Origin of the sequence: Sorangium aterium, from assembly GCF_028368935.1 — a bacterium.
GTDB lineage: Bacteria > Myxococcota_A > Polyangia > Polyangiales > Polyangiaceae > Sorangium > Sorangium atrum.
In genome coordinates this window covers 1,152,903-1,164,957 of the sequence record NZ_JAQNDK010000001.1, presented here as the reverse complement: position 1 = coordinate 1,164,957, position 12,055 = coordinate 1,152,903, and the positions used below count along the sequence as shown (strand labels likewise).

Below are 12,055 nucleotides of genomic sequence, written 5' to 3'. Positions count from 1 at the left end.
GACGATAGAGAAGCATGACCGGGACACATGACCGCTGCTCGTCGTCCCGAGAACCAACTCCCTGGTCTGAAGGAGGCTCATTCCCGCAGCCCGCGCCCGTCGCGAGGGAACGCAGACACCGCTCGTTCTGGGCCGCTCATCGCTCCACGCACACCCGGACCCACGCCTGTGCGCGGCGGTCCGTTCCGGCCGATCACGCAGTGTTTGCCGGCGCAGCGCTGAGCTCGCCATTGCTTTTCAGTGCCGGCGCGGCGCCGGCTCGCTATCCTGTGGTGGGATGGATGTCCTGCTGCAGAACGATCATCTGACGGTCACACTCGATCAGGAGATGTCGATCGTCCGCAGCACCCGCTCCGAGCTCCCCTATCCGTCGCCCGACGATTTCATCCGGGTCCACTCCGACGCGCTCAAGGTCTACGAGTCGCTGGATCGCTGGAGCCTCGGCCACCTGATCGACCTCCGCCGGGCGCCCATGAACAACGATCCGGCGTTCGAGGCCGCGACGATGCGCACGCGCAGCATGCTCGTCAGCGAGTTCGCCTGCGTCGCCATCGTCGTGCGGACGGCGGTCGGCGCCCTCCAGGTGAACCGGCTCCTGCGTGAGGAGAGCAACGACCATGTCGTCGTGCTTCAGGACGACGACGCCGCCGTGGGAGTTCTCCTCGAGGAGCTCGGAAAGCAGGCGCGCCGGTCCAGCGCGCCGCCGCACAGCCGCCCCCGGAGCTCCCATCCCAATCCCTTCATGCGCCCCGCCAGGCAGCGCTGAGCCCGAGAGGCCCGGCGACGTGAAGGCCGCCCCGGCGCCCGGGGCGAGGGCGCCTGTCTCGGCGCTTCTCGTGAGCGCTCCGGGCGTCTAGACTCCCGGGGTGCGCGCCGATCGCAGCACGTGCCCGAGCTGCGGCCTCCTGATCAACGCGGAGGGGCTCTGTTACCCCGGGTGCCAGCGGCCGCTCGCCACCGTGCGCTGCGGCGGCTGCTACCAGCTGAACCTCCCCGACGCGGAGCGCTGCGACGGCTGCGGGCACGAGCTCGGCCTGGAGCCCATCCCCGAGCCCGACGCCCTCCTCTGCTCCGATTGCGGCGTGCCCTTCTCGGCGTTCCGCGCCGCGGCCGGCCTCCTGCGCGACTGCAGCCGGTGCGGCGGCCAGCTCGTCGACCACGCGCTCCTGCGGGACCTCCTGGAGCGCCGGGAGAGCTATGGGACGAGCGCGCCGAGGCCGCCGCCGCAGCGCCCGGAGCACGTCGACGTCCGCGTGCGCTACGTCCGGTGCCCGGCGTGCGGCCAGCGGATGAACCGCAAGAACTTCGCAGGCAAGAGCGGCATCATCGTCGACATCTGCAGGGAACACGGCACCTGGTTCGACCGGGGCGAGCTCCCGCAGCTCCTCGCCTTCGCGGCGTCGGGCGGCACCGCGAGGGCGCGGCAGCAGCAGATCGAGGAAGAAGCGAGGTCGCGCCGGGAGGCCGAGATCGCCAGGGAGACGGCGCGCCGGGCGAGCGCCGTCGTGGCGGCCTCGTCCTGGGAATCCCGCTGGGAACACCGGCGGGCCGCCGTGGCGGAGCTGCTCGAGCTCTTGTGGCGAATCACCCGCTGAGCGTCCGCGCGCGCCGGCCGCGCGGGTGAAGAGACGGCAAGGGGCGTGCAGGACGGACGGGGGCGTCGTATGACGTGCCGCCACGAGATGACGTCCCTCGACCAGCGCCTGTCGGCTCTCGATCTGTCCGTCCTGCCGACCTGGGTCTACGACCACGGTCGGCACCGCTTCCCCTGGGCGAACGCGAAGGCCATCGAGTTCTGGCGCGCGACGGATCGCGCCGAGCTGCTCTCCCGCGACCTCTCGGACCTGTCGCCGGCCGTCCGCGCGCGGCTCGATGGCTACCTCCGCGTCCTCGCGGAAGGGGGCACGGTCCTGGAGGACTGGACGCTCTACCCGCGCGGGGCGCCCGCGACGGTGACGCTCCACGGGCAGCCGATCGACCTCGATGACGGGCGGCTCGCGATCCTGTTCCAGGCGCTCCCCCAGGCCGCCAGCGTCGGCGCGTCGATGGTGCGCGGCGTGGAGGCGGTCCGCCACTCGTCGGTGCTGGTCAGCCTCGTCGACCGGGAGGGGGAGGTGCTCTTCCACAACCCCGCGGCCCTGCGCGCCTTCGGCGACGCGCCGACGATCGACGCGGCGTTCCCGGACGAGGGCGTGAGCGCGGCGGTCCATGGCGCGATCGACGCCGAGGCGCCGTGGGCAGGGGAGGTGCGGGTCGTCACGACCGACGGCGAGCGGTGGCACCAGGTGGAGGCGCGCCCGACGACCGATCCCGTGACCGGCGCGCGCGCGGTGCTCGTGCAGCAGCTCGACGTCACGGCGCAGCGGCGCGCCGAGGGGCAGGTCGAGGAGCAGGGCCGGCTCATCGACCAGCTGAACCGCTCGCTCGCCCTCGTGGAGGAGCAACGGCGGCAGATCCTCAACCTCTCCGCGCCGATCCTCGACGTCGGCCGGGGCACGCTCGCGGTGCCGCTCATCGGGCGCCTCGACGCGGAGCGCGGCAGCGAGCTGGGAGAGCGGCTCCTCCCCGCGATCGTGGCGCATCGGGCGTCGCACGTGGTCCTCGACGTCACCGGCGCGGAGGCGCTCGATCCGGACGGCGCCGCGGCCCTGGAGCGGCTGGCGCACGCGATCCAGCTGCTCGGCTCCAGGCCGATCCTCACCGGCGTCCGCCCGGAGGTCGCGCGCGCGCTCGTCGACGTCGACCTCGGCGAGGACCTGCTCGTCCTGCGCAGCCTCGGCCGCGGCCTGGAGGTCAGCCGGAAGCGCGCGCGCGGAGACGCGCGGCGGCGGGCGTAGGCGCCGGCGCGCGCGGCGCGATCGGGACGCGCGGCGGCGTCCGCCGGCGCCTGCGCCCGCCGCAGCGCTTTTCGAGCTGCCAGGCCGGACGGCCTCTGCCATAAGGGCCGTCATGACGCTTAACATTCGTGGAAAGTGGGCGCTGGTCACCGGCGCGAGCCGGGGTATCGGAAAGCGGATCGCGCGCGGCCTCGCGGACCTCGGCTGCAACGTCGTCCTGCACAGCCGCGACGGGGCGCACACGCGCGAGCTCGAAGGGGAGCTCGCTGGCAAGGGGATCCGGGTGAGCGCCGTCTCGGGCGAGCTGTCGGATCAGGCGGCGGTCGATCGCATGCTGGACGACGCCATCGCGGCGTCGGGCGGGATCGACCTCCTGTTCAACAACGCCGCCATCATGACGCCGTTCCGCGCCTCGTACCTGCAGACGCCGGCGGACGATTACCGGCTCAGCTTCGAGGTGAACGTCATCAGCCCGATACGGATCACGCACCGGTTGCTGCCGACGATGCTGGAGCGCCGCTTCGGGCGCATCGTCCAGGTGACCTCCGGGATCCAGGATCAGCCCGAGCTGATGGCCTACGCGGCGTCGAAGGCCGCGCTCGACAAGTTCGTGCGCGACATGGCGCCTTCGCTCCGTGGCACGGGCGTGCTGATGAACCTCCTCGACCCGGGGTGGCTGCGGACCGATCTCGGCGGGCCGAAGGCGCCGAACGACGTCGAGTCGGTGCTTCCTGGGGCGCTCGTCCCGGCGCTGCTCGACGGTGAGGTCCACGGGGTGCTCTTCCGCGCGCAGGATTACGCGCGTCCCGCCGCGAGCTGAAGCGCGCGGGGCGTGCCCCTGACGTCCGCGCGCCCTGCGTGAATCGCGCCGGCTCGACAACTTGTGCCGCGCCGGCGGTGCGCGTCTTGCTAGCGTCGTGGGAGATGAACGAGATCTCGGGACCTGGGGCGGACACGAGACCTCGCGCGGGCCGCAGCGCGGGGGAGGCTCCCACGGCGCTCGCGGCGGCAGCCGTCGCGCGTGAAGCGCGGTGGGGGCGCTGGGGGGCGCTCTTGCCGGTGCTTGCCTGCGCGTGCTCGCTGGAAGGGTTGTCTGCCGAGTGGGACGCGTCGTCGGCGCCCACGGGAGGGGGGGGCAGCCTGTCCAGGATCAGGATCGAGGCCGAGGACTGCGAGCTCTCCGGCCGCTTCGAGCGTGTGGACGACCCGCTGGCGAGCGGCGGGACGTACGTGGCTGTCCCCGAGGAGGCGAATTGCGAGAGCGACCGGGTCGACTGCTCGTTCGAGATCGGCGAGGCCGGCACGTACCAGATCAGGGCCAGGGTCGCCACGGGGCCCGACGAGAGCACGGACAACTCGTTCCTGGTCCGCGTGGACCATGAGCCGGAGCTCGGGACCAGGTACGACTTCAACGGGACCGAGTTCCACGAAGATTACGTTCACGACTCGAAGGACGCGACAGGCCTGCTGCTCAAGTTCGCGCTCGGGCCCGGGATGCACATCGTCTCGTTCGGGTGCCGCGAGGACGCGGCCAGGCTCGACTGGGTCGAGCTCGTTCGAATCGGCCCCTGATCCCCGGGGCCAGCCGCGGCGCCGAGCCCGGGGCCACGCCGCGGCGCTCGATATCGCGGGCCTCGGACATCGTCAGGACTGATGACGCGGTGTCGCACGTGTCCACCGTGTCAACCCGTGGTTGACAGCCTCGGTCGTGACGCCGCCCCGGAGCCTCCGGAGGAGAGGCGCGGCGCTGCAGAGATTCCTGCGGGAAATGCGGTGGAACCGTGCGATCGAGACAGGGCCGGTTCGTCCTGAACTGATGGCATGTGCGTTGCTGTGGAGCTCCAGCGAACGGCTTGTGTGCTGTCCGGCGCCTCCGCCCGCGTCGCGCGAGCTGCTTGGCCTTGGTTCATCACGGAAAGGTGACTTGCTCATGAAGTGCGAATCTCGAGTCGCTTGGGCTGCGCTGATCGCGCTCGGCGTTTCGGTGGTCGGGTGCGGCTCGGAGACGTCAGCGCCGGAAGACGATGCGGGTCAGCCGACGAGCAGCGGGAGCGCAGGCTCCACGGCGAGCGTCGGCGCCGCCGGCTCCGGCGGGACCGGCGCGGGCAGCGGCACCGGCAGCGCCAGCGGCGCGACCGGGGGCTCCGGCGGCGGTGAGGGCGGCTCCGGCAGCGGTGAGGGCGGCTCGGACGAAGGCACCGGAAGCTCCAGCAGCGGTGAGGGCGGCTCTGGCAGCGGCGCCGGCGGCGACCCCGGCGCCGTCGACTTCAGGCTCTACGGCTATGCCACGACCGGCGACGGCACCACCGGCGGCAAGGGCGGGCAGGTCGTCTCCGTGAGCTCGCTCGACGCCCTGAGGAGGGAGGCCGCGAGGGACGGCGCCTTGATCATCCAGATCACCGGCAAGATCAGCGGCAGCGGCGACGACGTGGACGTCACCTCCGACAAGACCCTCGTGGGGGTCGGGTCGAGCGGAGAGCTGGAGGGGATCGGGCTCAATCTAAGGAGGTCCTCCAACATCATCGTCCGCAACCTGAAGATCCACCACGTGCTGGCCAGCAGCGGCAACGGCGACGGCATCCACATGGACGAGAGCCACAACGTCTGGATCGACCACTGCGAGCTCTGGGCCGAGTCTCCCGCCGTGAACTCCGACAAGGACAAGTACGATGGCCTCATCGACGCGACCCACGAGTCCTCGAACATCACGATCTCGTGGAGCTACCTGCACGACCACTGGAAGGGCATGCTGGTCGGCTCGTCGGACAAGGACGACAGCGACCGCCGCATCACCTTCCATCACAACCGCTTCCGCAACGTGAACTCCCGCGTCCCGAGCTACCGCGGCGGCAACGGGCACGTCTTCAACAACTACTTCGAGGACGTCCTCGCGTCGGGGGTGAACTCGCGGGTCGGCGCCTGCCTGAGGGTGGAGGGCAATCACTTCTACAAGGTGAAGAACCCCATCACCACCCTGGACAGCCCGGCCGGCGGTACGCACCGCATCGACAACCTGTTCGAGGAGACCACCGGGACGCAGGCGTCGGGTGAAGACTGCTCCTGGACCGCGCCGTACGAGTACCCGCTCGACCGCGCGGCCTCCGTCAAGGCCCTCGTCCTGGAGCACGCGGGCGTCGGCAAGACGGATCCGCTGGCGAACCTGCCCTGAAGCCCCGCTGCCGGCGCGCCCCTCGTCCCGCGCGTCTCGGCGGCCGGCGCCGCGCGCGGAGCTGCCCGCGCGGGAGCCGAGTATGGCGAGCGCCGACGATGTAGTCAGCTCAGCGCCGTAGGTCGTCTCGACGGTGTCTCGTGGCGTCCGGTGATTCCGTCGCCTCCTGATGTATAAGGGCCTATCAGGCCCCGCCGGAGTGGGCGATCGCCGCTCGGGGAGCTCGGCTCTCTCGAACGGCCCGGAACCTGGGGGAAGATCTCGTCATGTTGACCTTCGCGGCGCTTTGTGCTCAGACCCGGGCGATCTCACGGATGGCGTTCGATCGGAAGTACCCGCACGCCTGGCTGCTCCGGGAGCTCGGCCCCGATGACCAGCCCCCTCCGTCGTTCAAGACCCTCGTCGCCGGGACCTCGCCTGGCATGAGCGGCCAGCCGACCACGTCGCGCCACCGGATCTCGTCAGGGATGATCGCCACGTCGCACGGCTGCGAGCTCCTGCCGGTGGCGAAGCGCCCCGAGAGCCCCTGGCAGGATCGCATCCTCATCGGGCGGGCGCTGAACAGCGATATCGTGCTCCGCGACGCGTCCGTCTCCAAGGTCCACGCCCACATCTCGGTGCTGGTCGCGGACACCCCGCTGCTCCACGCGAGAAAGAGCACCAACGGGACCTTCCTGAACGACCGGCTCCTGACGCCGTCCGGGGACGGCGTGCCCCTCCGCAGCGGCGACATGATCCAGCTCGGCAACGTCGTCTGCGAGTTCATCGTGAACGCCGATCTCTACCGGCTCGCCGCTCGCTGAGGACGCGGCTTCGCCGCTGCTCCGCTCGCTCGTCGGATCGCCCGAGCCTTCACTGATTCGCCGGCGCCCGCGGCCGGGATCAGCTCCGCTCCGGGTGGGGCGCGCGGAAGAGCACCTCCACCGGGCCCGCGTGCGTCTCCACGACGTAGCTCGCGTCCACCGGGGGGCCGCCGCGGAACGCCTTCGTGATCTCCTTGCGCCGCTTCATCAGCTCGACGAGGCCGAGCGCGAGCGCCTCAGAGGCCGTGAGCTCCTTCGGCGTCGGCTTGCGGCCGATGAGGTCCTCGTCGACCATCGCGAGCGTGGGGTAGGCGTCCGGGTCGGCCAGCTCCCAGCGCTGCTCGGCGACCTCGGCGCGCAGCGCGGGGTGCAGGTCGCTCGCGCGATCGAAGCTCAGCGAGAAGAAGCTCGCCGGCAGCGACGCGGGCGGCGCGTCCGGCAGCTTGGCGGTCTCGGCCAGGTAGAGCTCGAACCCGCGCGCGCTCTCGAACAGGAGGACGCCGTGGCTCTGGCCAGCCTGCCCGACGACGCACAGCGCGAGATCGCGCGCGCCGAGCGACGGGATCGACAGCGCCATGATGTCGGCGTCGCTGGGCACCGCCTTCCAGGGCGTCGCGCGGTAGAGCGCGGCCGCCGCGCGGAAGAACGAGGCCATCGCCGGCGCCTCGATGCCGCCCCCGAGGAAGCTCGGCGTCAGGCGGCCGTCCCGCGCGCCGAGGTGGGCCTCCAGGTCCTCGGCCACGACGTCGATCTCGGGCGTGGGCGCGACGCGGACCTCGACCTCCGGGCCGAGCCGCGCCCGCAGGGCCTCCGCGAGCGCCGGCGAGGCCACGCGCACGCGCTCGGGCAGGCGCGGCTTGCCCTCCAGGGGCCCGCTGGCGGCGGCCTCGAAGCTGTCGACCGCGCCCGTCACGACGTCGCCGGGGCGCAGCGCGGCGCAGCTCAGGACGAAGCCTCGCTCGGTCATCCAGACGACCGCCTCGGGGCGGTACGCGTCGTCGCCCTCGTGCACGAACGCGCGCAGGGAGAAGAAGCCGCCGATCCACTCCTCGTCCCTGCGAGGCAGCGAGCGCGCGCTCTTCTTGGACCGCTTCTTCTTGGGGGCTGGCACGGAGGGCATCAGGGCACCTGTTCGCGAGGGCGCTCCAGCCGGTACGCTCGACGACCTGGGGAGCGAGGGGCGAGACCGGAACCGAGAGAAACCGAGGGGAACCGCGAGCGGAACGCTAGCGCAAAGGCCGCGTGCGTCGAAGCGGGAACGCGGTGCAAGGCGGCGCAAGGGGCGCAAGGGGCGCGACGGGCGCAGCGGGCGGCAACATGAGCGCAAGGGCGTGGCGTCGTGGCTGGCGTGGGGGGTCTTTCGTCTGGCGCTCGTCGCGGTGCCCTGTTATCGGTCGTCGTGGTCCAGCGCGGGGACCTGAAGCAGGTGTCGCTCGCCGACCTTCCAGGGGACTCGATGCCTGAAGCGATCACCAGAGGCTCCCGGCGCTCCGCAAAGGGGGTGGGGCGCGCGAGGCGAAGGGGGCTCGGTCGCCCAGCGCTCGGGCTCCTCGTGACGCTGGCCGCCTGGGCGCAGGCGGGCGCGGCCCAGGCGGAGCCGACCGCCGCAGCGCGCGCGCAGGCCGAGGGGTCGCCCGCGAAGGGGGCCGGCGCGGCCCGCCCTGTCGAGCCGGAGAAGCACCAGGCGACGCGGCCGGGAGAGGGCGTCGAGGTCCCCGGGAGGGCGCTCGCGCCCAGCGCAGCAGCGCAGGATCCCGCACCTTCCGCCGGCGACATGGAGCCGCGCAGGCCCACGCCCTACGGCGTAAGGCCGGATCCGATTCACCGGAGCCTGATGTGGGTGACGGGCGGGCTCACGCTGGCGGGCATCGCGCTCGGAAGCAGCTTCGGTGGCCTGGCGATCGCCACGTGGGACAAGGTCGATGACGAGGCGAAGACGGCGTGCGCGAACCCGAGGCGCTACCGGGACTGCGCGCAGCCGGTGCCCGATCTGGCCAGCAAGGCGATGTCGTATGCGACCGTGTCCGATTTCTCCTTCATCGCCGCGAGCGTGGCGCTCGCCGGAACGGCCGTCCTCTGGCTGACGCTGCCCTCGGACGGGCCGCGCGCGGCCGCCAGCGTCCAGCTCGCTCCGGGCGTCGTCGGTGGCTCCGTCGTCGGGGTGTTCTGATGTCGATGAGGCTCGAACGGCGCGCCCGGCTGTGGCTGGCGAGCTCTCTCCTGGCGGCGGGCAGCGCGGGATGCGCGGAGATCGTCGGCATTCAGCTCATCGACGAGCAGGGCGTCGGGGGCGGCTCGTTCAGCGAGCCCGGCTATACGTGCCAGTGGGCGATGTCCTTCGGTGACGCCGAGACCACGCTCGGCGGGATCGCGGCCGACGAGGACGGCACCCTGTGGCTGGCGGGCGGCTTCAAGGGGGATCTCACCGTCGCCGGCGGCGCGCCGCTCACGGCGGGAGGCGTCGGCAAGGACGTCTTCGTGGCGCACCTCGCGCGGGACGGGAACCACATATGGAGCGGGCGCTTCGGGAACGCGGAGAACGACACCGCGACCCACGTCCACCAGGCGACCGCGATCACGCTGGGCGGCGGCAGCGTCTACGTGGCGGGCGGCTTCACGGGCAGCCTGTCGTTCGGCGCGGACTGCGGGCTGCCCGAGGGCGCCGGCGAGGGCGACGCGTTCGTGGCGCGGCTCGACACGAGCGATCCCGACGGGGTCGCGGTGTGCGTGACGCACGGGTCCAGCGGCCTTGACGAGGCGAAGGCGGTCGCGGCGGAGGGCGACCGCGTCTTCGTCCTGACGTCGCTCCAGGGCGGGTCGGACATCGGGTTCTCCAGCTACGATGGACAGACCCTCCTGAATCCGTGCAGCGGCGTCTTTGCGGGCCGTGAGGGAGCGCGTTACTGGCCTCGCGACCTCCGTGTGGCCTCCGGCGACGCCTTCGTGGCCTCCGATTTCGAGGGACGGGTGAACGTGGGCTTCCCTGGCTTCGAGAGCGCGCTGCCGCCCGGCGGCGCGGCCTCGGACGGGATCGACGCTTTCCTGGCGTCGTTTCCGGCGTCGTGGATCTGCGATGGATGGAGCGCCGAGGGGGCGGACGTCTGGTATCGACACTACTCCGCCCTCCGCGGCGATCAGCGCATCAGCGCCGTGGCGTTGCACGAGGCCGGCGTCGTCCTGACCGGCTCGTTCGATGGGCAGATCGATCTCACCGGAGAGATCGCCTCCACCGGAGAGGACGGCTTCGCCGCGCACCTCGACCGGAACGGCGTCGCCACGTGGGCCAAGCAGCTCGGGGGCAGCGGGGCTCAATCGGCGCAGGTCGTCGGGGTCGACGAGCTCGGAAAGCTCGTCGTGGCCGGGCAGTTCGAGCAGCAGATGAAGATCGCTGACGTCGAGATCGGCGGGGAGGCCGGCGAGGGAGACGCCTTCCTCGCGCGGCTCCGGGCCACGGACGGCGAGGTCGAGTGGCTGGGCGCGCTCGGCGGCCCTGCGCTCCAGCGGATCCTGGCGCTCGCCGTCTCCGGAACGGACGTGTTCCTCGCGGGCACGTCCAGCGCCGACTTCGCGCTCCTGAACTGCCCTGTCGAGGCCGCGGACGGTCAGCTGTTCGTCGCCAAGCTGTCGGTCTCCTCGCTCTGACGGCCGTGCGGCGGGCGCGGGCGGCTGCGCTCGATGCCGTCTCCGCCGCGCGAGAGCAGCGCCCGCGCGCAGGGCGCGATGACCTGAGCGAGCGCGCGCTCCCGGATCGCGCGCCGGTGCTGCGGGGAGAGCACGCCGAAGCCGAGCAGCGGGCCGCTGTGGCTCGCCTCGCTCGGGGCGGGGAGATCCGAGGAGGCCGTGGCGAGCTCGTCGACGACGGCGCTCGCCAGGGAGGGATCGCGGTCGAGGGCCCAGGCCGTGAACCGGAAGGCGAGCTCGGCGTGCCGCGTCTCGTCCTCGGCGATCTTCTCGAGCGCGCGCCGGACCGCGGGATCGGTCGCGTGGAGGGCGGCCTCTGCCGCCTCGATCGCGGCGACGGTCTCGCCGATGCACCCCTCGCGGAGGGTCGTCACGAGGATCTCGCGGGCGCCTTCGCCGCCGAGGGCGCCCTCGATGGCGAGGGGCCCCGGGCCGACGCCGCGGCCGGCGAACGCGCTGGCCAGCTCGAAGCACGCGCGCGCGTGGTCGGCCTCGTCGCCCATGGCCGCCTGCGCGGCGCCGACGAGCTCCGGCGGCGCGCCGAGCGACAGGAGCTGCAGCGCGAAGCGCGCGAACGCGGCGATGGACGCGTGCTCGAGGAGGGCGGCGCGGGTCCAGTGCTCGGCGAGGGCCGCCCGTTGCTCGGAGGACAGCTCCTCCAGGCGAGGCGGCGCGTCGGGAGCTGTGGTCCGCCAGTCGTCGCGCGCGGCCGGCTGCGCGGTGCGCACGACGCCATCCACGAGGAACGGCCTGCCGATCACGCAGTTCTGCTCGGTGCAGGCGTGCCGCAGGGCCTCGAGCGAGCATTGCGTGTCCCCTGAGCAGTCCTGGTCGCTGGCGCACTCGTCGGCGGGCGTCTGGCACGCGAAGGCGGTCCCGCCGCATCCGGGGTGCAGGACGTAGCTGGAGCAGAGCAACAGTCCACAGTCCTGGTCGCTGGTGCACCGCGAGAGCGCGCACCGCCCGACCGGATCGCCGCACAGGCAGATCTGCCCCTCGCCGCAATCGGCGTCGGTCGTGCATCCGTACTGGCAGAAGCACCCTGGCGCCACCTCGCCGCCGGTCATGACGTCGCAGTAGCCGTGTGGCTGCTCGGTGCAGTCGGCGTCGGATTTGCAGTTCCCCGTCGCGCCGCTCGGGTCCGCGCAGGCCTTGGCGCGCGGGAGCGGGCTCGGACAGGTGACGACCTCCGCGCGGTGGATCCAGCCGCCGGCGCAGCGCACGTACCCGGTGTTCCGGTCCGCGACGACGATGGGCTCCGGATCGTCGCAAGCGAACGGAAACCCTTCCGGTGGCAGGCCTCCTGAGCTGCTGGAGGTGCCTTCACCTGAGCTGCTGGAGGTGCCTTCGCCTGAGCTGCTGGCGGTGTCTTCGCCTGTGGCGCTGGAGGTGCCTTCACCTGAGCTGCTGGAGGTGCCTCCGCCTGTGCCTTCACCGGGCGTGACGGTTCCACCGCAACTCAGCGCAGGCGCGATCGCCAGCACCGACAGCAGCCTCGCACCCCAAGAGTCCATCGAGACGAGCAATCGCATGGTATGTCCCTCTTTCGAGGATCTTACCCGGGT

At 72.1% G+C, this 12,055-nt stretch carries 11 protein-coding genes; 9 read left to right on the top strand and 2 right to left on the bottom strand.

The window, feature by feature from the left end:
* The first annotated feature begins 277 nt into the window (after positions 1-277).
* The 7 genes from POL72_RS04260 (at position 278) to POL72_RS04230 (ending at position 6,809) form a co-directional block, all read left to right on the top strand.
* Positions 278-766 (top strand): hypothetical protein, encoded by a 489-nt coding sequence (locus tag POL72_RS04260; protein ID WP_272093715.1) that lies wholly within the window; start codon positions 278-280, stop codon positions 764-766.
* A gap of 100 nt (positions 767-866) precedes the next feature.
* The gene (locus POL72_RS04255; protein ID WP_272093714.1) at positions 867-1,595 is read left to right on the top strand and encodes a TFIIB-type zinc ribbon-containing protein; all 729 of its coding nucleotides are present in this window, start codon (positions 867-869) and stop codon (positions 1,593-1,595) included.
* Positions 1,596-1,682: 87 nt separating this feature from the next.
* Complete coding sequence (locus tag POL72_RS04250; protein WP_272093713.1) at positions 1,683-2,837, top strand: PAS domain-containing protein; 1,155 nt, start codon at positions 1,683-1,685, stop codon at positions 2,835-2,837.
* 112 nt (positions 2,838-2,949) lie between these two features.
* Entirely contained in the window at positions 2,950-3,657 is a 708-nt protein-coding gene (locus POL72_RS04245) for an SDR family NAD(P)-dependent oxidoreductase (protein ID WP_272093712.1), read from the top strand.
* A gap of 104 nt (positions 3,658-3,761) precedes the next feature.
* On the top strand, positions 3,762-4,409 hold the full coding sequence (locus POL72_RS04240) for a carbohydrate-binding protein (RefSeq protein ID WP_272093711.1): 648 nt from the start codon (positions 3,762-3,764) through the stop codon (positions 4,407-4,409).
* A 358-nt stretch (positions 4,410-4,767) separates the two neighbouring features.
* Entirely contained in the window at positions 4,768-6,006 is a 1,239-nt protein-coding gene (locus tag POL72_RS04235; protein ID WP_272093710.1) for a pectate lyase family protein, read from the top strand.
* A gap of 266 nt (positions 6,007-6,272) precedes the next feature.
* Positions 6,273-6,809, top strand: coding sequence for an FHA domain-containing protein (locus POL72_RS04230; RefSeq protein WP_272093709.1), 537 nt, complete (start codon positions 6,273-6,275; stop codon positions 6,807-6,809).
* Between the two features lie 79 nt (positions 6,810-6,888).
* Here the strand turns inward: POL72_RS04230 and POL72_RS04225 are convergent, their stop codons facing one another.
* Positions 6,889-7,929, bottom strand: a complete 1,041-nt coding sequence (locus tag POL72_RS04225; RefSeq protein ID WP_272093708.1) for a hypothetical protein — start codon at positions 7,927-7,929, stop codon at positions 6,889-6,891.
* Positions 7,930-8,265: 336 nt separating this feature from the next.
* Here POL72_RS04225 and POL72_RS04220 point away from each other — a divergent pair, with 336 nt between their 5' ends.
* On the top strand, positions 8,266-8,979 hold the full coding sequence (locus tag POL72_RS04220; protein ID WP_272093707.1) for a hypothetical protein: 714 nt from the start codon (positions 8,266-8,268) through the stop codon (positions 8,977-8,979).
* Positions 8,979-10,451, top strand: a complete 1,473-nt coding sequence (locus tag POL72_RS04215) for a hypothetical protein (protein WP_272093706.1) — start codon at positions 8,979-8,981, stop codon at positions 10,449-10,451. Before POL72_RS04220 ends, POL72_RS04215 begins: the two co-directional genes overlap by 1 nt.
* Here POL72_RS04215 and POL72_RS04210 read toward each other — a convergent pair.
* Positions 10,412-12,022, bottom strand: coding sequence for a ferritin-like domain-containing protein (locus POL72_RS04210; protein WP_272093705.1), 1,611 nt, complete (start codon positions 12,020-12,022; stop codon positions 10,412-10,414). The two genes, POL72_RS04215 and POL72_RS04210, sit on opposite strands and share 40 nt — an antisense overlap.
* Positions 12,023-12,055: the final 33 nt, after the last annotated feature.

Bases quoted from the DNA above. Each gene is read 5' to 3' on its own strand.
- POL72_RS04260 (WP_272093715.1), top strand. From the start codon at position 278: ATGGATGTCCTGCTGCAGAACGATCATCTGACGGTCACACTCGATCAG.
- POL72_RS04250 (WP_272093713.1), top strand. From the start codon at position 1,683: ATGACGTCCCTCGACCAGCGCCTGTCGGCTCTCGATCTGTCCGTCCTG.
- POL72_RS04245 (WP_272093712.1), top strand. From the start codon at position 2,950: ATGACGCTTAACATTCGTGGAAAGTGGGCGCTGGTCACCGGCGCGAGC.
- POL72_RS04240 (WP_272093711.1), top strand. From the start codon at position 3,762: ATGAACGAGATCTCGGGACCTGGGGCGGACACGAGACCTCGCGCGGGC.
- POL72_RS04235 (WP_272093710.1), top strand. From the start codon at position 4,768: ATGAAGTGCGAATCTCGAGTCGCTTGGGCTGCGCTGATCGCGCTCGGC.
- POL72_RS04230 (WP_272093709.1), top strand. From the start codon at position 6,273: ATGTTGACCTTCGCGGCGCTTTGTGCTCAGACCCGGGCGATCTCACGG.
- POL72_RS04225 (WP_272093708.1), bottom strand. From the start codon at position 7,929: ATGCCCTCCGTGCCAGCCCCCAAGAAGAAGCGGTCCAAGAAGAGCGCG.
- POL72_RS04220 (WP_272093707.1), top strand. From the start codon at position 8,266: ATGCCTGAAGCGATCACCAGAGGCTCCCGGCGCTCCGCAAAGGGGGTG.
- POL72_RS04215 (WP_272093706.1), top strand. From the start codon at position 8,979: ATGTCGATGAGGCTCGAACGGCGCGCCCGGCTGTGGCTGGCGAGCTCT.
- POL72_RS04210 (WP_272093705.1), bottom strand. From the start codon at position 12,022: ATGCGATTGCTCGTCTCGATGGACTCTTGGGGTGCGAGGCTGCTGTCG.